This is a genomic window from Thalassotalea sediminis, from assembly GCF_030295915.1.
GTDB lineage: Bacteria > Pseudomonadota > Gammaproteobacteria > Enterobacterales > Alteromonadaceae > Thalassotalea_C > Thalassotalea_C sediminis.
In genome coordinates this window covers 1,898,504-1,917,789 of record NZ_AP027361.1, presented here as the reverse complement: position 1 = coordinate 1,917,789, position 19,286 = coordinate 1,898,504, and the positions used below count along the sequence as shown (strand labels likewise).

General features: G+C 37.5%; 23 protein-coding genes. 4 read left to right on the top strand and 19 right to left on the bottom strand.

Annotation, left to right across the window (positions count from 1 at the left end):
- Nucleotides 1–39: 39 nt before the first annotated feature.
- The 9 genes from QUE09_RS08735 to QUE09_RS08695 all read right to left on the bottom strand — a co-directional run bounded on the left by QUE09_RS08735 (nucleotide 40) and on the right by QUE09_RS08695 (nucleotide 6,563).
- Complete coding sequence (locus tag QUE09_RS08735) at nucleotides 40–696, bottom strand: hypothetical protein (protein WP_286235811.1); 657 nt, start codon at nucleotides 694–696, stop codon at nucleotides 40–42.
- A gap of 144 nt (nucleotides 697–840) precedes the next feature.
- On the bottom strand, nucleotides 841–1,377 hold the full coding sequence (locus QUE09_RS08730; RefSeq protein WP_286235810.1) for a hypothetical protein: 537 nt from the start codon (nucleotides 1,375–1,377) through the stop codon (nucleotides 841–843).
- Between the two features lie 114 nt (nucleotides 1,378–1,491).
- Complete coding sequence (locus tag QUE09_RS08725) at nucleotides 1,492–1,731, bottom strand: hypothetical protein (RefSeq protein ID WP_286235809.1); 240 nt, start codon at nucleotides 1,729–1,731, stop codon at nucleotides 1,492–1,494.
- Between the two features lie 114 nt (nucleotides 1,732–1,845).
- Complete coding sequence (locus QUE09_RS08720) at nucleotides 1,846–2,181, bottom strand: hypothetical protein (protein WP_286235808.1); 336 nt, start codon at nucleotides 2,179–2,181, stop codon at nucleotides 1,846–1,848.
- 152 nt (nucleotides 2,182–2,333) lie between these two features.
- Nucleotides 2,334–3,011: a cysteine hydrolase family protein gene (locus tag QUE09_RS08715; protein WP_286235807.1), complete on the bottom strand. Its 678-nt coding sequence runs from the start codon at nucleotides 3,009–3,011 to the stop codon at nucleotides 2,334–2,336.
- A gap of 77 nt (nucleotides 3,012–3,088) precedes the next feature.
- Nucleotides 3,089–3,655, bottom strand: a complete 567-nt coding sequence (locus tag QUE09_RS08710; RefSeq protein ID WP_286235806.1) for a Crp/Fnr family transcriptional regulator — start codon at nucleotides 3,653–3,655, stop codon at nucleotides 3,089–3,091.
- A gap of 181 nt (nucleotides 3,656–3,836) precedes the next feature.
- On the bottom strand, nucleotides 3,837–4,196 hold the full coding sequence (locus QUE09_RS08705) for a hypothetical protein (RefSeq protein ID WP_286235805.1): 360 nt from the start codon (nucleotides 4,194–4,196) through the stop codon (nucleotides 3,837–3,839).
- Nucleotides 4,197–4,325: 129 nt separating this feature from the next.
- Nucleotides 4,326–5,741, bottom strand: a complete 1,416-nt coding sequence (locus QUE09_RS08700) for a hypothetical protein (protein ID WP_286235804.1) — start codon at nucleotides 5,739–5,741, stop codon at nucleotides 4,326–4,328.
- A gap of 588 nt (nucleotides 5,742–6,329) precedes the next feature.
- Nucleotides 6,330–6,563: a hypothetical protein gene (locus QUE09_RS08695; protein WP_286235803.1), complete on the bottom strand. Its 234-nt coding sequence runs from the start codon at nucleotides 6,561–6,563 to the stop codon at nucleotides 6,330–6,332.
- 99 nt (nucleotides 6,564–6,662) lie between these two features.
- On the opposite strand from QUE09_RS08695, the gene QUE09_RS08690 reads away from it, so the two are divergent.
- Complete coding sequence (locus QUE09_RS08690; protein WP_286235592.1) at nucleotides 6,663–7,688, top strand: IS110 family RNA-guided transposase; 1,026 nt, start codon at nucleotides 6,663–6,665, stop codon at nucleotides 7,686–7,688.
- A gap of 345 nt (nucleotides 7,689–8,033) precedes the next feature.
- Here QUE09_RS08690 and QUE09_RS08685 read toward each other — a convergent pair whose 3' ends face one another.
- The 9 genes from QUE09_RS08685 to thrS all read right to left on the bottom strand — a co-directional run bounded on the left by QUE09_RS08685 (nucleotide 8,034) and on the right by thrS (nucleotide 16,547).
- Nucleotides 8,034–8,492 (bottom strand): hypothetical protein, encoded by a 459-nt coding sequence (locus QUE09_RS08685; RefSeq protein ID WP_286235802.1) that lies wholly within the window; start codon nucleotides 8,490–8,492, stop codon nucleotides 8,034–8,036.
- A gap of 113 nt (nucleotides 8,493–8,605) precedes the next feature.
- Nucleotides 8,606–9,022, bottom strand: coding sequence for a hypothetical protein (locus QUE09_RS08680; protein WP_286235801.1), 417 nt, complete (start codon nucleotides 9,020–9,022; stop codon nucleotides 8,606–8,608).
- A 123-nt stretch (nucleotides 9,023–9,145) separates the two neighbouring features.
- The gene (locus QUE09_RS08675) at nucleotides 9,146–9,526 is read right to left on the bottom strand and encodes a hypothetical protein (RefSeq protein WP_286235800.1); all 381 of its coding nucleotides are present in this window, start codon (nucleotides 9,524–9,526) and stop codon (nucleotides 9,146–9,148) included.
- A gap of 477 nt (nucleotides 9,527–10,003) precedes the next feature.
- Nucleotides 10,004–11,359: a Fic family protein gene (locus tag QUE09_RS08670; RefSeq protein ID WP_286235799.1), complete on the bottom strand. Its 1,356-nt coding sequence runs from the start codon at nucleotides 11,357–11,359 to the stop codon at nucleotides 10,004–10,006.
- A gap of 454 nt (nucleotides 11,360–11,813) precedes the next feature.
- A complete protein-coding gene (locus QUE09_RS08665; RefSeq protein WP_286235798.1) occupies nucleotides 11,814–12,917 on the bottom strand; it encodes a phosphoribosylaminoimidazolesuccinocarboxamide synthase in 1,104 nt (367 codons plus the stop codon).
- Between the two features lie 390 nt (nucleotides 12,918–13,307).
- A complete protein-coding gene (gene rplT, locus QUE09_RS08660; RefSeq protein WP_074499380.1) occupies nucleotides 13,308–13,664 on the bottom strand; it encodes a 50S ribosomal protein L20 in 357 nt (118 codons plus the stop codon).
- An 18-nt stretch (nucleotides 13,665–13,682) separates the two neighbouring features.
- Complete coding sequence (gene rpmI, locus QUE09_RS08655; protein WP_193021437.1) at nucleotides 13,683–13,880, bottom strand: 50S ribosomal protein L35; 198 nt, start codon at nucleotides 13,878–13,880, stop codon at nucleotides 13,683–13,685.
- Between the two features lie 149 nt (nucleotides 13,881–14,029).
- On the bottom strand, nucleotides 14,030–14,569 hold the full coding sequence (infC, locus tag QUE09_RS08650; protein WP_286235908.1) for a translation initiation factor IF-3: 540 nt from the start codon (nucleotides 14,567–14,569) through the stop codon (nucleotides 14,030–14,032).
- Between the two features lie 67 nt (nucleotides 14,570–14,636).
- The gene (thrS, locus tag QUE09_RS08645; protein ID WP_286235797.1) at nucleotides 14,637–16,547 is read right to left on the bottom strand and encodes a threonine--tRNA ligase; all 1,911 of its coding nucleotides are present in this window, start codon (nucleotides 16,545–16,547) and stop codon (nucleotides 14,637–14,639) included.
- Between the two features lie 238 nt (nucleotides 16,548–16,785).
- Here thrS and QUE09_RS08640 point away from each other — a divergent pair, with 238 nt between their 5' ends.
- The 3 genes from QUE09_RS08640 to QUE09_RS08630 all read left to right on the top strand — a co-directional run bounded on the left by QUE09_RS08640 (nucleotide 16,786) and on the right by QUE09_RS08630 (nucleotide 18,665).
- Nucleotides 16,786–17,403 carry an SRPBCC family protein gene (locus QUE09_RS08640; protein WP_286235796.1) on the top strand — a complete coding sequence of 206 codons (618 nt, stop codon included), beginning with the start codon at nucleotides 16,786–16,788 and terminating at the stop codon, nucleotides 17,401–17,403.
- 41 nt (nucleotides 17,404–17,444) lie between these two features.
- Nucleotides 17,445–18,314 carry a fructosamine kinase family protein gene (locus tag QUE09_RS08635; protein ID WP_286235795.1) on the top strand — a complete coding sequence of 290 codons (870 nt, stop codon included), beginning with the start codon at nucleotides 17,445–17,447 and terminating at the stop codon, nucleotides 18,312–18,314.
- 129 nt (nucleotides 18,315–18,443) lie between these two features.
- Nucleotides 18,444–18,665: a CPXCG motif-containing cysteine-rich protein gene (locus tag QUE09_RS08630; protein ID WP_286235794.1), complete on the top strand. Its 222-nt coding sequence runs from the start codon at nucleotides 18,444–18,446 to the stop codon at nucleotides 18,663–18,665.
- Here the strand turns inward: QUE09_RS08630 and QUE09_RS08625 are convergent.
- Nucleotides 18,662–19,282 (bottom strand): riboflavin synthase subunit alpha, encoded by a 621-nt coding sequence (locus tag QUE09_RS08625; RefSeq protein ID WP_286235793.1) that lies wholly within the window; start codon nucleotides 19,280–19,282, stop codon nucleotides 18,662–18,664. The two genes, QUE09_RS08630 and QUE09_RS08625, sit on opposite strands and share 4 nt — an antisense overlap.
- Nucleotides 19,283–19,286: the final 4 nt, after the last annotated feature.

The window sequence follows — 19,286 nt, the reverse complement described above, 5'->3', positions numbered from 1 at the left end:
CAGTCCCGTGCTTAATGCGCTTGTTATTTTTTTAAACAACTACAACCCTATCTCTTTAATCGATGTAGTATCGTAGAACTGAAATTGAATAGCACAACTACTTTTTATCATCTTACGCCAAACTTCAATATAGTTTTTTGCACTTTCAGTATTCCAAAATGACTCTGCCAATCTCAAATACTCTAAAACAGCTTCATTGTGTCCTCGTTGATATAAAGCCCTAACTAGAGTTTTATCTGGCCCAAAACTACCTAATACAGGTGACCCCTTAGTATTAGTAGAATCTAACAAATAATTAATCGCAGCCTTTTCATCTCCTGCATTTAATGCCATCCAGCCTCGTGCAATGTTAACCAAGTGAGGCATATCACCTGATTTAGCATAAAAAGGTTTTTGCTTCTGAATCTCTTCAAATCTTTTGATGTTTTTCACTGCAACTTTTTTCGTATCAAATCTCGCACTGAGCACTGTATTTGAACTTAAAAAAAGCTCTTTTTCTGGCTTACTTAGACTTTCAAACGGGGTTTCTTGTAGCTTGTCCAACGCCTCTTTATAACGTTCTTTTTCGAGCTTTTCATAGAAGGCTAGCCTCTTTGCTACATAAGCTTTGTATTGTGGATCTTCACAACTAGAGTATTTGCCTGAAAGAGCAGGCAAAGCAAGTAAAACTAAAAGACCTATAAGAATAAACTTCATTTGTTATCAACTTCCTTATCGACGATTGCAGTAAAAAATATAACGCCCTGTTAAGGGGCTTTTTATTAGCCTGCTAAAATGTGTAGCGAAGCGGAACTCAGCAGGCTATAAAAAGTCCCGATTAAACAGCTTGTTAGGTGAATTTTACGTATTAGTTGGTGTTTTAGATTTATTAAATGCTTCATGTTCACCTTGGACCAACTCGAATTCATATTTAGCTAATTTGTCCAATACCCTATGCAAAAGATTTTCAATTGCCCTCACCTCGGATTCATTTAAGTATAAAGATTCATTAAATACAGTCATTGGCACTCTAATATCACGATCATCAATTGGCTTAAAAGAATATGATTTATAATGCATCTGCTCTTCATCAGAGTGACTAATAACCTTATCTCTCAACTTTATGATTTTGTTTTTTAAAATTAAATCTTCTTCAGTAAATGTAAAACCTATTTTTGATAAATCTAGGTTTTCTCTGCCCCACCCTGCTTTGAATGGCCTAGCAAAGGAAACTATTAATGTGGTTTCAAAACATCGAAAACGTCTCATTTCAACTTTGCTATACCTTTTATCGTACTCGCACTCTTCGAGTAAGAAAGTCAGAGCAGATAAAGCTTGCTGAAAGTCCCAACCAGAATAAATTAATCGATGAGAAATTTCTTTTCTATTTTCATTCATAACTCTGACTCTAATAGGCACCTAACGCCTCATTACGAGGCAATAAAATAGTTGGTTAAAATAAGCGAGGTACGAGCAAAAACCAACTGTTTTTTGTCCTGCTTTAATGACTTGTTAGCTATTGCTCTCGCCACTGCCAGAATAGAGCCAATCAGTAAATTTAGAAATTAAGTAATGGAACGGGATAAATATTATTAGATATAAACCTAAATCCATCAGGAATGATAGCTCTTGTAAATCAGTAAAACTGTCTTCTACAGTTCGTTTCATATAAGTAGTAAATAAGACTGATAGAAATATTGCTATATATTGAGAAAACTCATTACGTTTTTTAGGCTTTACTTCCTTGTGCACCACATACTCTCCGAAATAGCTAACGCCCACATTAAGGGGCTTTTTATAGTTTGCTAAAATTGTGTAGCGAAGCGAAACTGAGCAAACTGTAAAAAGTCTCGCTTTAATTGCTTGTTAGGTGTACATACTTATACTGACAATAATAAATAAAATACCAATAGCTAACCCCATAATGCGAAAAACAATTTGCGCGTTATTTGATATTGGAAAGTACAAACCATAAATAGTTTTCTTTTTAAAGTAAGCCCAAACACAGTTTATACCCCAAAGCAGAAATATTGGAGCTATATATTTGAGCCATTGCTCCTTTCCTGACAAAACAACTGATAACAAAGCTAATACGGAAATTAAGCAAATAACAAAACCAAATTGGTTATCTGAATCATCCATTATTCGCATATTCTTCAGTACACCTAACGCCAAGCTAAGGGGCGCAGATACGTGGGGCATAATGGCGAAGCCGCCCCGCGTATAGGCGTCCCAGCGACCGAAGGGAGTGACTTAAGCGTTTTGTTATGTGACGATTGATTACACTTATTTCGTCTACTGTAACATAATACGATTTTCTTGCTAGCTGGCAAGATTTACTCTACAGGCTTTCCTCAGCCATTATCAAAAGTTTTTATAAATTCAGTGCTTTTCATACCATGACCAAAATGATGAAGTATTTCATTTTCAAAATAGCTTTGCTGGGATTGAGTAAAAGCACCCGTAGCGTCTGTAACCACAAAAGTGCGATAGCCTTTGTCATGAGCATCCCTTAGTGTTGATTCTACACACACATGAGTTGCAAACCCTGCAAGAAAGATGGTGTCTATACCATTATTACGTAAGAAACTGTCTAAGTTACTACCAGCAAAGCCTGAAACGCCCGTTCTTTCAGTAATAACGTGTTCATTCGCCGTAGGCATAAAGTCGCGATGAATAGACTGCATATCACCCTGCCATGTTTTAGCATTAGGTATAGCCGCTCTGATACCAAATTCCGCATCACCAAAAATTCGATATTGGGCATCTGGCTTTAGCGTTACATGAATTACGGTTATTCCTTCTTTTCTGGCAGTAGCCAAAAGAGTTTTCGAATGTTGTATGGCAGACTTAAAGAGAGTTTCGTCCTTAACAAGAAGATTACGCAGAGTTCCATCACCAGCTACCCACTCATTTTGATACTCAATCATTACTAACGCCGACTTTGACTTGTCAATAGGTGCTGCATATAGTTTCGACGATAGAATAGCTAATGTAACAACCAATATTTTACTAAATAAAAATTTTCTCATAGGTATAACTCCTCACTTCTGTAAATGGAGGAGCATTATAGATAGTGAGCTAAATTAGCTCCTTAACATTTGTTAAGTCAGCTTTTTCTCCGAATACGCGATAAAGTTACATCCGTCATCCCGAGATAAGAGGCTAAATGGTGGAGTGGAACTCGCTCGTGCAGATCAGGAAAATCTGTGACAAACCCCTCATAACGACCTCTTGCATCTAACTGAAGGAACATAACTTCGCGTCGAATTTTATCTTCAAGAAGGTTCTCAGCCAGGCGGTTGTAAAAGTTTCTCCCACCAGAATACTTGTTCAGAAGCGTGGCCAGCTGTTCATAATCACAGCTATAGACTTCAACATTAGTCAGCGCTTCAACGAAGAATAATGAAGGCTTTTTAATAGCAGATTGAGCTATCGGGGCAAGAATTTGCTTTTCGCTAAAAAAGCCTTTATTGGATTCTTTCCCACTGGAATCCAAGTAGTACAGCCTGAAAATACCTTGACGAATCACCATCAGCTCATTCCAACGCTGCCCCGGAGATAACACTACAGTACCTGAGCAAATGTAAGCTTGCCGAAATAGCGGAATTATTTCAGGAATGGAGGCCGCTATTACTCCATTGTCAAGCAGGACCCTAGAAAGACTTTCAGTCATAGTTCGCGTAATCCTTAAGCTTTCCCATACGGAGCAGATCCCGATGCATGTTTAACCTCTTCGAGCTTGAACACAGCCACATAACGCTAAGCTAAGCGGAAAAATACAGTTTGGCTAAAATGCGCGAGGTACGAGCTGCAGCCAACAGTAATTTTTCCGTTTAAGCGCCTTGTTAGCATTTTTAGTACTCTTTGCCTTCTAAGCAAGAGTTAGTTGATAAAGTAATTTCAAAGCGTTTGAACAAAGCAAGAAATGCAGTAATTTCCATATCTACGTTTACTTTACGAATTTCATAATCGCTAGAGTTTTGCCCTAGTGCTCTAAAACCTGTTTCATCGGTTATTAAAAACGTTACACTCACTGGGTCTCGATGCTCTCCATGGTTTTCACCAGCAAACATGCTAATACCTACAAGGAATTCGTTTTCTTGTATGTGGCCATTATTCCTTAACCATTCAGTTGCGTCAGAGTTATCTGCTCTATCGGCGGCACAAGACCCTTTTAAATCATTATATTGAACAGATGCTTTAAAAACTTCCATTTTACTCTCCATTGTTGATAAAAATGCTAACGCCGCGTTAAGCGAACTAAAATTGTTGGTTATAATGTGAAGTGAAGCGGAACCTTGTCAACTGTTTTAGTTCCGTTTAAACGCCTTGTTATATGCCAACTATGTAAATACTTTTTTTACTTTTTCCATAGAGTTTATTAATCCATCTACGCCTTCATGCACTGGCGTCTTATCACCATGATTTTTATCAAGTGTATCTGAGGCATTTTTGGATACAGCATCAATAGCAGAGCTAAGTAATTTTTTCATTAGCTCTGGGTCTGATTGTTCTAGTGCTTCAATTTGAGTTTTAAAGTTTTGATAAGACTTTGCAAGAGCCTCTTTATGGGCATATTCCTGTTGTAATCGCAAAGTTTCACTTCGCCTTTTGGATGCAAATAGAGTAAGCCAAAGGACTGGTATTATTAAAGGCAGCTTGTATATAATATTTGAAAATAACTTTGTTAAATCAGTTACATCAACAAATTTAATGTAAAACCACCCCAGCTCTTGGGTTATTGATATAAATGCGATCAATATCAAAAACGAAATAGAGCCATAAAACAATTTAGAATAATTTTTTATTGGGTTATCAAAAGAAACCTTTAGATCATGGTACGCAGAAGCTAAACCTGCACTAGTAGCTCCCGGTAATAAACTTTCAATCTCATCGTTTAATGCTTTATATTTTGTTTCTTGCTGTTTTTTAAACTCTTCCAAGTGATTTTCTCTGGCTATAATTTCAGCTTTTAAACCACCTTCAAAGTCACCTTCATCATTCTTTTCACCAAAAACAACGGTATGATAATTTTTGAAGTCTGATAGTTTTGATTTAACTTCATTTAATAAATTAGTTATTTTCTCGGAACTGGAATTAGCTGTTTCATGTGCAGTTTCAATTTCGGATGATATAGATTCAGAATATGAATCACCGTCGATTAATTTGGTTTTATAATTTTGTATTTTTTCGTAGTTTTCTTCTAGTGTCGCTTCAAGTTGATTTATCCGAGAGCTCAAACTTTCCTCTTCAGAATCATCAAAGTAGCTAGTTTCTAATTCCTTAATACGAGTATTTGCAACTTTTGATTCTTCCGCGCTCTCAGATGCATGTTCTTTTAATGCATTTATTTCAGCTAAAATACCGTTAGCTTCCTCTTGAAAAGCGCTTAGGTTCTTATGTATTGTCTTTGTGTAAGCTACATATGATGCACTTGCAGATTTCGCTGCTTTTCCAGAGACCACTTGATAAGGCCTAATATAAGTTAATAAGTTATCCAAATTAGCATTTGCGTTAGTGATATGAGTAATATTCCTATTACTTTGATAATTATTAACTTGTTGCAGACAAGCGTTAGATTGCTTATGAAAGTTATCCCATGTTGAACTAGGGATTAATTCTGGATCACATGCTTGCAATAATTCATTAACAAATGTCGATACCTTGGTAAACCTAGCGACTTCTTCAACACTAGTTGTAACTGTGTCGTCATCGACAACAATCTCGTCTGAGATCTCTAAAATTTGTTTCCATGACACCTGAAAAGGATGATTGTTAAACGACTCGATCCACCGACTCATATATTTCCTTATTTAAGATTTAGACCTAATAACATTTTAATAACACCCTATGGTGACATGTAATTGGCATATAACGCCGTGTATTAAGCGGCAACGTCCAGTTTGTTAAAATTAGGCGAAGCCTGACAAACTGGACGTTGTCCGACTTGAATCCCTTGTTATGTTGCTTGTTCTTGAGCCCTTGATGGTTAACCGTGGCCTTTTAATACGCGAAACATTAATGTTTAACCGCCAAATGGGAATAGCTGAGGCTTTTTAACACTACTACCTTGAAGTGATGCTTGTCCGCATTTAAGCCAGCCGTGTCTTAAGCGGCAAAGCCTTGCTTCAAGGAATAGCATGAATTTTAAAAGGGCTCAATCCGATTTCGCTCTTAAAAATCTCTTAATATCACCGTTTCTTATAACCCCGATAAACATCGCGGTTTTTCAAGCAATCATAACGCCCCATTCAGGGGCTGATAATAGCTTGCTAAAATTGTGAAGCGAAGCGGAACCGAGCAAGCTGTTAGCAGTCCCGTTACTGTAATGGCTTGTTATATGCGCACTACTTGCAAGCTAAACATTCGGACTCATCAACTGTTGAGTATTCTGCGTACCAATAATGAGAGTCTTTAATTTCTCTATATACTAAGCCGCTACTTTCATATTTTTGATTAAATCTATTACTCAGAATAATTAGAGTTTCACACTTTGGCGGCCAAGAAGAGCTTTCTGCAATTTGATTATCGCTTTTCAGCTCATTTTCTAGCAATGAATTTAATTCTTTAGATTTAAACACCACTTCTCCATGTGCATATAACGAATGATATGGACTCCCCACTCAGCATCAATGTGCCATAGTGAAGTTGATAAAGAGCTTCAATTGAGGAGAGTCCATATGTCACTAATTAAAGCAATTGGCGTTGATTTAGCCAAATCTGTGTTTAGTATCCACGGTGTGGATGCTCATGACAAGTGTAAATTACGTAAAACTGTTAAGCGAAACAAACTGTTACCTGAAATTGCTAAATTGCCACCATGTATTATCGGCATGGAAGCTTGCTCTGGCGCTCATTACTGGGCAAGAGAATTTACTAAGCTTGGTCATGACGTGCGTATCATGGCCTCTAAGTTTGTTATCCCATATCGCCAAAATGAGAAAAATGATGCCAATGACGCCGAAGCCATATGCGAAGCGGTAACACGTCCTAAAACACGGTTTGTGAGTATTAAAAGTGAAGAGCAACAAGCCGTATTGTGTTTACATCGTATTCGCCAAGGGGCTATCAAAGACAGAACAGCACTGATTAATCGCCTTAGAGGCTTACTCGCTGAGTTCGGTATTGTTATGCCTAAAGGTAGATACCCAGCACAACATGCTATCACCAGTATTTTAGAAGATGCAGAGAACGGCTTACCTATGCTCGCCAGAGAGCTATTGCATGATTTATGGCAAGAGATAAAAGGGTTAAACGAACAAATCCTTAAACATGACAGAAAACTGTATCAATTAGCCCATCAAATGCATGCCGCTAAACGCTTAATGAGTATTCCTGGTGTCGGCGAAGTGACCGCAACCGCGGTAGTTGCTACTGTCTGTGATGCCAAAGACTTCGACACCTCTCGTGCCTTTAGTGCATGGATTGGTTTAGTACCAAAGCAATACACTACAGGTGGACAGGTAAAGTTAGGAAGAATATCCAAACGTGGCGAAAAACATATTCGCACCTCACTCATTCATGGCGCGCGAGCCGTGATTGCTAACTGCAGGCACAAAACTGACAGAACCAGTTTATGGATAAAAGACCTTATCGAGCGACGAGGGTTTAAGCGTGCCACCGTGGCATTAGCGGCAAAAAATGCCCGATTAATTTGGGCATTATTACACTCAGAAAAAGAATATCAGATTGATTATGTAAAATAGAAAAGGTTAAACCAAACGGTTAACCCCACCGAGTCGTAGCATTAGCAATTGACGATAACACGGTCAGACCGAGCGCATTAAAGCCTGTTTAGTCGGGAAGTATTTAAATACTGTTTAACGAATGAGGCCATGCGCAAGCGCAAATCATCAGGGCGATAGCGTATATAGCTAATAAACGCCGAATGTAGAGCTGCTGTCAGATCTTCTTGTTGTCATAGACTGCTTGTGCTTGACAAAGGGGAGTCCATGTAGCCTCACTAAGAGGCAAAAAAACAGTTGGTTAAAATAAGCGACGCAGGAGCAAAAACCAACTGTTTTTTGTCCTTTTAAGTGACTTGTTAGCATTCAATTGCTCGGTGTTTTCACGTCTTTTACATCGAGACTAAACAGTAATTGAGATATATCTGATGGCACTAAGTCTTTATCATGCATACCGACAGCTCTACGAATCTCAGTACACAAATGAGTAAAACTTAATATTTCGGTTTCTGTTTGGAGAGTTCCGCCTTCCCTTAAAAATATGGCGAGAAACTTAACAACTGTTGCATTACCGTAAACACAAATCCTAGCCTTAGCGTCAGCTAAATTAGATAACTCTAAAGTTACTTCACTTCGTTTATTATTTCGCTGAGCAACGGCAATTTTTGAAACTGAGTTTAAAAAATCAGAATAAGCTTTATTTTGAAGTTCTGATAAATTGTTAACCTTCTGATTTTTTCGGTTGAAAAAACCTTGTAGGAAAGCCCCTAAAATTACTCCGAGCACTCCAATGAAAGGGATTAATACGACAAACTCATTTTTCACTCTAAACCTTCCTTGAATGCTAACGCCGCAATATGGGGCGTATTAAGCTTGGCTAAAATTAGCGAAGAATGAGCGCCAGCCAAGCTTTAGGCGTCCCATCCATAATTGCCTTGTTATGTTGTTACTTGCTCTACACTATCAGCTTGCTTTTTTAACTTATGGTATTTAAAAGCACCTCGAATACCGTTAAACCAAAAGATCATGAAGAAAACAGCTAGAACACTAAAACCAGCCCCCTGAGTAGTTAACATATCTACTTGAGACCAAATATAAAAAAACAAACCGAGTATCGACACCAAACGGTTAATTCGAAACATACCATAAGCAATTAACCCAAATATTGAGGCGTCTATTAATGCCCAAGGCGTTATTCCTAATATAGGACTAAAGAAGTATCCATAAAGCACAACAAGAATAGTAATACTTGCAACAAAAATAGGTATACCACAAGAACCTTTTGCAACCCCTTCGGCTTTTTCTAATGTTGAGATATCAGGCCAAAACATATTCTCTGATTTATCCGTACTCAATGAAACTCTCCTTTAACAACATAACGCCCCATTCAGGGGCTTTTAATTGTTGGCTAAAATAACGAACGCAGTGAGGAAAAGCCAACGGTTAAAAGTCCCGCACTGTAATGGCTTGTTAGGTAATCATCGATTCGTGATAATTTTAAATAATACATAAATTGAAAAAAATAAGATTACAAAGTGCAGGATAACAGCAACAACAAAACCTATAGGAAACCCTTCATAAGTAAAGTAAGAACAGTTCCAATTTCCGCACCACCTAATTTTATTATAAACAAGCAAGTCATACAGGTTGTTAACCTCATAGATAAAAACTAAGAAATAAGCGATAAGTGCTACTTTAGGATTTCCCTCATCATCGTCTTCAGCAGGCTCAACCTGTATGTTTTTCTTTCTTTGTTGCACACTTTTGTACTTTTTATACGCTTTCCCACAATTAGGACAAGCCCAATTTGGGGAGCGATCATCTTTTATTCTTTCGTAGTGACAAAAAGGGCAAATCATCCTGATTACCTAACGCCCTAATAATGGGCAAATTGTAGTTGGTTAAAATACGCGACGAAGGAGCAAAAACCAACTGTAATTTGTCCTTATTTATTAGCTTGTTATGTGGCTTTATCACCAACTTTAATGTTTTTATAACCTAATATAAATAATACGCCACAGTTAACAATTGAAGCTAGAAATAAAATAGACGCAATGTAAGGTTGTTTACACCTAAACTCTTCATGAAATAGAGAAAAATTACTCTCACAATAACCGCTAGCTAAACTTGATGAAGAAAACACCCACATCAAGCACCACAAACTAGCCAAGAAAAAGAACGAAGAAAATGCTAGTTGAGTAATTCCTTTAGTTCGATGATTCATAAATCCCTTGAGACACATAACGCCGCATTAAACGGCATAAAATAAGCTGGCTAAAATTTGGCGACGAAGGAGCACAAGCCAGCTATTTGTGTCCGCCTTTTTAAATGCCTTGTTATATTTTTAATTTATCTCTTAATCCTTGAGGAGCTAAATAGAGAATTGTTTTGCCCCTTTTACTCTTAGTAGAAATAAGCAAATCTTCATCAACAAGCCCATTTAAATATGTCCTAGCCGTACCCTCGTTAATATCAAAATCTGTTGATACCTGTTTTGAAGTAAATATTCTCCCGGGTTCTTTTACAGCATCTTTTAATAATTCAAGCTGGGCACGTTTAAGCTTCTTAGACAGTGGGCTTTTTTCAATCCATTCCATAAACTGATAGAACTCACTTTTCTTAGCTTCAATATGTTTTTGAAGAGCATCCACAGCCTTTCTAACAATTTCTGTTTGATGATAAATAAAATACGTTAAATCTAAATCATCTGTCTCAGTATAAATATAGGCAGTATCGTAATCGCTTCTCTTCTCTTGAATTAACTTACTAATTGAAACGTATTCAAAAAGCCAATATCCACTTCTTAGCATAAACCAATAAAACAATGCTCTCGCTGTTCTACCATTTCCGTCACCAAACGGATGGATAAAACCTATCATAAAGTGAAGTATTATCGCTTTTACAAGAGGGTGAATGAAACTATCACTGTTTTCACCATCATTACATTGATTTGCGAATTCACAGAGAAGAGTTAGCCTTTCTTTTAAAGATTTATAGCATGGAGGTTCATGCGCAATTTCGTTGTACATATCTTTAACTGTAATATCGTTGTCGTTCCTAATCTCTCCTGGAATTGCATTATTATCAATTGCATTGTGTGTAGCTATTTCATGGAGTTCCAATAACAAAGCTATACTTAATTCTTCATCTTTTCTTTCAACTACCTTTTTCATTAGCAGATAATTATTAAATATCATTTGCTCTGATTTGTCAGAGGGTTTTCTATTATTCTCTAACATGTCTTTTGCCACTTTTCTTGTGGTGGATGCCCCTTCGAGTTGTGATGATGTTATCGCTTCTTCCATCATCAAGTTCTTTACTAAGTAACGATCTTTTTCTCGTGCTGTAATAAATGAACCATCACCAATTGAATGACCACCACCAGTTAATTTATCGATATGATGTAGTTGAGAGAATAATGAGTCAGGAACACAGTAACTAAATACTTCTCCTTCTTTTTTTCCTTGCAAGGCCTTTATGTATTTAGTAATAGTTTTTCTAGAAAGCTTAGTTGCTATCCAAGCAGCAGTTTCATCATCTCCTTTCTCAACCTTCCACTTAAATTTATCCCAGTGAAGGTAGTTGCCTTGAGTATCAGTGGCTTTATACTTTGCCAATAAAGGAACAAACTTTTGTGGGGGAGTTTCTTCCATTAATTTATTAAATGGAATGGGAGTTCTAATCCGTGCCATAAAACACCTAAAAACAAAAATGATAAATTGAGTTTACCTTAAACTTATAATTTTTCAACTCAAATATAATATTTTGTGTTTTAGTGTTTATGTTTGAATAATAAAATTAAATTTCCATAATTGATTTTAGGAAGAAGAGAGATGGAAGATTAAAAATATAACAGCTTATTAGAAGGAATAATTCTCGCTTTCTACACGAAGTCATTCCCTCTACTTCATTAAAAATTAAACAACAAACTACCCTGTTATTACCAATTAATCAATTAGATAACGCTTTTACTTATGCACACCGTTTGTAGAAAGCGAGAATTTTTCTCTCTTTCTTGTAGAAAGTTCACTTTTTACCGAACTGTATTTAAATACAGTATCAAAATTATTTACTATAAAAAAAAGCAATAAAAAACCCCGAACAATGTCGAGGTTTTACAAAATATATTTAGTATAAAAATATACGTTAATCAATTAACTGATATTGCTCTTTTAACACAGCAATAATTTCTGCTTTAGGGTCGTCACTAAGAACGATTTTTTCGCCGGTAATTTTTTCAGCGATGTCTGTATAGGTTTTAGAAACCTTCATTAACACCTCAACAGGTAACGCGTTACCCTCTGCAAGTGCCGTACGTTCAGGCATGCGCTCTTTATTAAGTAAAATATCAGGATCTGGAAAATGCGACAGTAATAATTGTCTAAAGCCCTCTTTAGAGTTCTCAACAACCTCACCATTACGATAAGAGGCACCGTCCCAAATACGAGATGAATCAGGTGTACCTACTTCGTCCATGTAAATCAGTTTATTATTACCCACTTTATCTTTAACGTAACCAAACTCAAACTTAGTATCGACAAATATTTGATCCAGTTTACTTAACGCTGAAGAGATAACATCAAAACCTTCTTTAAGTAACTTTTCGTATAAATCAACGTCTTCGATAGATTGAAAGTTAAAAGCCTTGTGGTTATTTACAATGTTTTCACGCGTAATGTTTACATCATCAGCTTCAGGCACACCTGGAATACCCTTTAATATGCCTTTAGTTGACGGCGTCATTAACAATTGAGGTAACTTAGTATCTCGCTGTAGCCCTTCTGGTAAATTTATACCGCAAAACTCGCGTTCGCCCTTTTCGTATGCACGCCACATTGAGCCGGTAATATAACTACGACAAATCGCTTCAATCATCACTGGTTTTGCTTTCTGTACAATCCATACAAATGGATGCGGAATATCGAGTATATGACTATCTGCTAAGCCTTGCTCTTTAAATAATTTAAACCAATGATTTGATATCGCATTAAGTGCAGCGCCTTTGCCAGGTACGCCACGCATATTGCCTTCGCCATGCCAAATACAATCAAACGCAGAAATACGATCACTAATTACCATGATAGCAAGTTCTGTATCAGCTGGTACGTTGTAGCCTTTTTGTTTAATTAATCGGGCACTGTCTTGTGCTGTTAACCAATAAACAGAGCGAACTTTACCGCTATGAACGGGTAAATCAGTACGAATAGGTAAATCGTCATTGACGGCTAAAACGCCATTAGCATTACTCATCGTTTAAACCTTTTATAAGTAAGAATCTATTTGTTTAACATCAAGCGATGGTGATAAACGAATAAGTTCTCTAACGTATTCACTATGGTTGCCAATTATATCTGAACTTTCACGATAAAATCGCGCAAAATTTTATAAAACAACCTAGCTGCATAGTTTTCAGCTTTAATAAGAAGCCACGCACTTTCAACTTAAAACCTAAAACCACTTAAACAATTTAGATGAAAATTTTTGCCGTTAATTGATTTAAGAGCAAGGAACTAACGCGCAGTTTACGCAGGTAAATGAGCATTAGTGACGACGCTATTAGAGCAAATTAACAATAAAAGTTATCTGTCTAAAAGAAAAAGGACGCCCATTGGGCGCCCTTTTCATATATCAACGTCTCAATTAAGCTAAAGAAGCTTGCGCTTTTTCAACTAATACAGAGAATGCTGCTTTGTCATATACTGCAATGTCAGCTAGGATCTTACGATCGATTTCAATCGACGCTTTTTTCAAGCCATTGATGAAACGGCTGTAAGATAAACCATTTTGACGAGCTGCTGCATTAATACGAGCAATCCAAAGTTGACGGAATTGACGCTTACGTTGACGACGGTCACGGTATGCGTATTGGCCAGCTTTAGTTACAGCTTGGAAAGCAACGCGATATACGCGACTACGAGCACCGTAGTAACCTTTCGCTTGCTTTAATATTTTCTTGTGAGAACGACGTGCTACTACACCGCGTTTTACTCTTGCCATGTGCTAATCTCCTCTTAATTAAGCGTTGCGAAGTAATTTATCAACTGCTTTCACATCTGAAGCAGCAACCATGCTTTTAGCACGAAGATGACGTTTTACTTTAGTACGACGCTTAGTCAAGATATGACGAAGACCAGCTTGTTTGCATTTGTAACCGCCAGAAGCAGTCTTTTTAAAGCGCTTTGCAGCACCTTTATTAGTTTTCATTTTAGGCATTGATGTAAACTCCACATTGCCATTGAAATTTAGCAACTTAGGCGAAAACAGGCGTAATGCTGTTCTACTTGTAGGCCTAAAGTTACCCGTTAAAAACAATAGTGGTGAGTAAAAATTACTTTTTACTACTTGCTAAAACCAGCTATTGATTATTTTTTCGGTGCAAGCACCATCACCATTTGACGACCTTCCGCTCTACGAGGGAAAGACTCAACTGTTGTAAGCTCTTCTAAATCGTTTTTAACGCGAGTTAAAAGCTCAATACCCAGTTCTTGGTGGGCCATCTCACGACCGCGGAAACGTAAAGTTACTTTCACTTTATCGCCACCTTCTACGAAGCGCTTCAAGTTACGTAATTTAACTTGATAGTCACCTTCATCTGTACCAGGACGGAACTTAATTTCCTTAACCTGAATCTGTTTTTGCTTTTTCTTTTGCTCTTTTTGCTGCTTACTTTTCTCGTAAAGGAACTTACCGTAGTCCATTACACGACAAACTGGTGGTTTCGCCGTCGGGCTAATTTCTACTAAATCAACACCCGCTTTTTCCGCTTCATCTAAAGCTTCTTCTAGTGAAACAACACCAAGCGCTTCATTCTCTAAGCCAACTAATCGTACTTCAGACGCTGTAATGGCTTCATTCAGTTTGTGTTGCGGTTCTTTTTGACCGCCTTTTAAACTACCTTTGATAGTTTATTCCTCCAAGCATTTAAACAAACAATTTAGCAAAAGGTTTGAGCGTATTCTCAAACAGCTTTTATGCCCGCGAACTTACTTCATCACTTAGTTTAGCAATAAAGTCGTCTACCGACATTTTTCCTAAATCTTCCCCACTTCTTGTGCGAATGGCAATTTCGCCATTTTCCATTTCTTTGTCACCTACGACTAAAAGATATGGAACACGCTTTAAAGTGTGCTCGCGGATTTTAAAGCCTATCTTCTCATTTCTCAAGTCTACTTTTGCTCTAAATCCATTTTCTTTTAGTTTTTTAACAACTTTTTGACAATATTCCGACTGTTTGTCGGTAATATTCATCACAGTTGCTTGAATTGGAGACAACCATGTTGGGAATTTTCCTGAGTATTCTTCGATTAAAATACCGATAAAACGCTCAAGTGAACCTAAAATTGCACGGTGAATCATTACCGGCATATATCTTTCGTTATCTTCACCAACATACGTTGCCCCTAATCGCTCAGGTAACGCGAAATCTAATTGTACCGTACCACACTGCCAGTTGCGACCTAAACAGTCGAGTAAAGTGAATTCTATTTTCGGACCATAGAAAGCGCCTTCGCCAGGCAAGTATTCAAATTCAATACCTTTAGACTTCATTGCTTCTGCTAAGCCAAGCTCAGCTTTATCCCACATTTCGTCTGTACCAATACGTTTTTCTGGGCGTGTTGATAATTTTACAATAATATCTTCAAAGCCAAACGTTTGATAAACGTCGTAAACCATTTCAATACATTTGGTTACTTCACTTTGCACTTGGTCTTCTGTACAGAAAATATGTGCGTCATCTTGGGTAAAGCCACGCACACGCATTAAGCCATGCAACGCGCCTGACGGTTCATTACGATGACAACAACCAAATTCAGCCATACGCAACGGTAAATCACGGTAAGATTTCAAACCTTGATTAAAAATTTGCACGTGTCCAGGACAGTTCATTGGTTTAATCGCGTATTCACGCTTTTCAGACTCTGTAGTAAACATAGCGTCTGCGTATTTGTCCCAATGGCCTGACTTCTCCCAAAGTACTCGGTCCATCATTAATGGGCCTTTTACTTCGTCGTAATCATATTCATGCAGCTTTTCACGAACGTATTTTTCTAACTCAGTATATATTGTCCAACCATCGTTGTGCCAAAACACCATGCCTGGCGCTTCTTCTTGCCAATGAAATAAATCAAGTGTTTTACCAATTTTACGGTGATCACGCTTTTCAGCTTCTGCTAAACGTTGAATATACGCCTTAAGCTGCTTTTTATCTGCCCAAGCTGTACCGTAAATGCGCTGTAACATTTTGTTGTCTGAATCACCACGCCAATAAGCACCTGCAACTTTCATTAATTTTAAATGATGGCAGTGGCGCATACTCGGCACGTGAGGACCTCGACACATGTCTACGTATTCTTCATGATGATATAATCCTGGACGGTCATCTTTATCGATATTTTCGTCAAGAATTTCAATTTTATAGGTTTCGCCTCTAGCTTCAAAAGCATCACGGGCTTCTTGCCATGACACTGTTTTCTTAACAACGTCGTAGTTTGTTTTTGCTAGCTCAAGCATGCGCTTTTCAAGCTTAGCAATATCGTCTTCATTGATTGAGTGGTCTAAATCAATATCGTAGTAAAAACCGTTATCAATAACTGGCCCTATCGCCATTTTTGTATCTGGCCATAATTGTTTAATGGCATGGCCTAATAAATGTGCACACGAATGACGAATAATTTCTAAACCATCTTGGTCTTTATTGGTAATTAATTGTAATTCAGCATCTGATTCGATTAATTCACATGCATCAACAAGTTCACCATTTACACGACCGGCAATAGTCGCTTTGGCTAAACCTGGACCTATATCTAACGCAACATCCATTACAGACACAGCATTTTCGAATGAACGTTGACTTCCGTCAGGGAGAGTAATAACAGGCATGAAATTTCCTTTCTACAGTGGCGGCGCATACCAAGCGTCGCATGTTTTTGTAACTAAAATTAAGATAATTCAACAAAGAAACATTTACACCAGTTAAACTATTAACTCAACTGGCTTGTTTAATCGCGATTTTTAGCGTGAGAATATAGGCGATTATTACCTTGAATGCAATGGAAAATAACGTTTAAGCAATATAATTTAGCAGTCAATTTTACCAAAAAGGTGATAACCTAGCCATATGAAATTTTTTATCAGTTTTACCTTCATTTTTTGTGTTGCTGTGTATGCAGAAGCACAACCATACTGTTTAGAAAAACCTGCATTAGAATGGCGACTTTGGCAAAAGAATGAACACTTTTCAGTAAGTACTGCGAAGCACCCATCGTTCAAAGTAAGGGCTTTGCAAGCAAGAATTGTTTTGCCCACAACGATCGAATACTTTTATGAATTTCTTCATCAAGAAGCGAAGGTTGCCTCTTGGTTGGAAAATGTTAGCCATGTAAGTATAGAAAAACACTCCAAAACGCAATCTGTTATTACCTCGTTTTTTGATGGTATGCTTTTTATACGTCCGCGTGTTATGCAAGCAAAATCAACGGTAGTAAAACATACAGAAAAAATCATGATCATAAATGTTGCTAATAAGCCCTCTCCTATTTTTTTACCGAAAAAAACAATATTAATGACATTACACTTCGGTTGTTGGCAAATAAAAAAAACATCAGACCAAACCATAGATGTGACTTATCAATTCTCAGCTTCCCCTAATGGCAGCATTCCTGCGTGGTTAGCCAACAAAGTTGCGCAAAAAAGTCTTTGGAAGTCATTAGAAAACTTACAACAACATTTTAATTAATCACTATACTTATCTGTAGGTAAAAAAGTTGAGGTAGGCACATGTGGAATAGCATTGGCAAAGCAATTGAACAGGCATTATCAACCTCATTTAGTATTGAAGAAACGACTCCAATAACAGGTGGTGATATTAATCAATGCTTCTTAGTATCAGGGCAAAAGCAGCGGTATTTCGTCAAGATTAATGATAAATCTGTGCTTGAACATTTTGAAGCCGAAGCTTACAGCCTAAATAAAATAAGGGAAAGTGAATGTATCGCCTGCCCAGAAGTGATCACAACGGGTATTGCTTTTGACCGTGCGTTTTTAGTCTTAAACGTTATCGATTTTCACCAACCATCGAACAAAGTTTGGCGCTTGTTCGGTAAACAATTAGCCGAAATGCACAAACATACAACCCATGGTCAATTTGGTTGGCAACAAGACAATGTTATTGGCAGTACGTTGCAAACAAATCGGTGGAGTAGCAATTGGCGTCAGTTTTTTGCTGAGCAACGTATCGGGTGGCAATTGCAACTGCTAACTGAAAAATCAATTGTGTTAGGCGATATTGATTTTATTACCGACACTTGCCATCAGATCTTGTTAAATCATCAAGTAAAACCTTGTTTATTACACGGCGATTTATGGCGTGGAAACGTGGGGTTTTCGCATCAGCAACCGGTTATATTTGATCCGGCGAGCTATTATGGTGATCGGGAGGCAGATATCGCGATGACTGAATTATTTGGTGCTTTTCCTGAAGCATTCTATCAAAGCTATCATGAATATTACCCACTACCACCCGCTTATGATGTGCGTAAACACGTCTATAATCTGTATCATGTGTTGAACCATGCCAATTTATTTGGGGGTGTATATATCGACCAATCTAAAGCCTGTATTCACCGTATTTTGTCGTTTGACCAATGAAATAACTAATAAATTCAAAAGCTAATATTTATAGCAATAAAAGGTGGTCTGGAAAGTAGCAGATTTGGCATTTGTGATCATACTTAGAAGTAAGGCTACCATTGTGATGTAACGCATCTTGGAGGACATATGCCTCATGACTCTTTTCCTCAAAAAGTCACTGATCTGAGAATAGAGTGCCCACATTGTGGACACCATGTTTTTGTTACCATAGACCCAACATCGGGCGACCAAGATTATTATGACGAATGTTCGGCCTGTTGTAATGACATTCATCTAAACATGCACATTGATGAATACCGACAAAAAATAGAGCTTGCGGTAAACTGTGACGACGAACAAATATTTTAATTGGTGGTTATCTTCATACGCTCGATAGTGTTAACGATGGTGATCGTTTGCTGATCACACTCAATATTTACATAACTTTCAGTCGTTAAATAAGCCAAATTAGTGCGCGCTAATGTTTCCGGTATTAAGTGCACGTTAAATTGATTATCAGTAATATTTCCGACAGTTAAACTTATTCCGTTAATAGTAATGAAACCTTTTTCTAGCACATACTTTTTCCATGCAGTATCCATTTCAAACGTTATTTGGCAGTTCGTGGGGGTTTGCGAAATATTATTAACTTTTGCTGTACCATGAATATGACCGCTAACAATATGACCACCAAGCTCGTCGCCCATTTTTAACGAACGTTCAATATTAACAAACTCGCCTACGGTTAATGTTCCTAAGTTTGTTAGTCGCAATGTTTCATCGATAACATCAAATTCAATAACGCTTTTATCCTGCTGCTTATAAAAATCGACAACCGTTAAGCAACAGCCATTTACCGCGATACTTGCTCCTTTCGCTAGACGGTCTACCAGTAAAACATCTCCTGAAACGACTAACCTCATTAACGCATTATTTACATTAGCAGAAATAATTTCAGCTTGTGATTGCACAATACCGGTAAACATATAT

Bases quoted from the DNA above. Each gene is read 5' to 3' on its own strand.
- QUE09_RS08735 (WP_286235811.1), bottom strand. From the start codon at position 696: ATGAAGTTTATTCTTATAGGTCTTTTAGTTTTACTTGCTTTGCCTGCT.
- QUE09_RS08730 (WP_286235810.1), bottom strand. From the start codon at position 1,377: ATGAATGAAAATAGAAAAGAAATTTCTCATCGATTAATTTATTCTGGT.
- QUE09_RS08720 (WP_286235808.1), bottom strand. From the start codon at position 2,181: ATGCCCCACGTATCTGCGCCCCTTAGCTTGGCGTTAGGTGTACTGAAG.
- QUE09_RS08715 (WP_286235807.1), bottom strand. From the start codon at position 3,011: ATGAGAAAATTTTTATTTAGTAAAATATTGGTTGTTACATTAGCTATT.
- QUE09_RS08710 (WP_286235806.1), bottom strand. From the start codon at position 3,655: ATGACTGAAAGTCTTTCTAGGGTCCTGCTTGACAATGGAGTAATAGCG.
- QUE09_RS08705 (WP_286235805.1), bottom strand. From the start codon at position 4,196: ATGGAAGTTTTTAAAGCATCTGTTCAATATAATGATTTAAAAGGGTCT.
- QUE09_RS08690 (WP_286235592.1), top strand. From the start codon at position 6,663: ATGTCACTAATTAAAGCAATTGGCGTTGATTTAGCCAAATCTGTGTTT.
- QUE09_RS08675 (WP_286235800.1), bottom strand. From the start codon at position 9,526: ATGATTTGCCCTTTTTGTCACTACGAAAGAATAAAAGATGATCGCTCC.
- QUE09_RS08670 (WP_286235799.1), bottom strand. From the start codon at position 11,359: ATGGCACGGATTAGAACTCCCATTCCATTTAATAAATTAATGGAAGAA.
- QUE09_RS08665 (WP_286235798.1), bottom strand. From the start codon at position 12,917: ATGAGTAATGCTAATGGCGTTTTAGCCGTCAATGACGATTTACCTATT.
- rplT (WP_074499380.1), bottom strand. From the start codon at position 13,664: ATGGCAAGAGTAAAACGCGGTGTAGTAGCACGTCGTTCTCACAAGAAA.
- rpmI (WP_193021437.1), bottom strand. From the start codon at position 13,880: ATGCCTAAAATGAAAACTAATAAAGGTGCTGCAAAGCGCTTTAAAAAG.
- thrS (WP_286235797.1), bottom strand. From the start codon at position 16,547: ATGCCTGTTATTACTCTCCCTGACGGAAGTCAACGTTCATTCGAAAAT.
- QUE09_RS08640 (WP_286235796.1), top strand. From the start codon at position 16,786: ATGAAATTTTTTATCAGTTTTACCTTCATTTTTTGTGTTGCTGTGTAT.
- QUE09_RS08635 (WP_286235795.1), top strand. From the start codon at position 17,445: ATGTGGAATAGCATTGGCAAAGCAATTGAACAGGCATTATCAACCTCA.
- QUE09_RS08630 (WP_286235794.1), top strand. From the start codon at position 18,444: ATGCCTCATGACTCTTTTCCTCAAAAAGTCACTGATCTGAGAATAGAG.
- QUE09_RS08625 (WP_286235793.1), bottom strand. From the start codon at position 19,282: ATGTTTACCGGTATTGTGCAATCACAAGCTGAAATTATTTCTGCTAAT.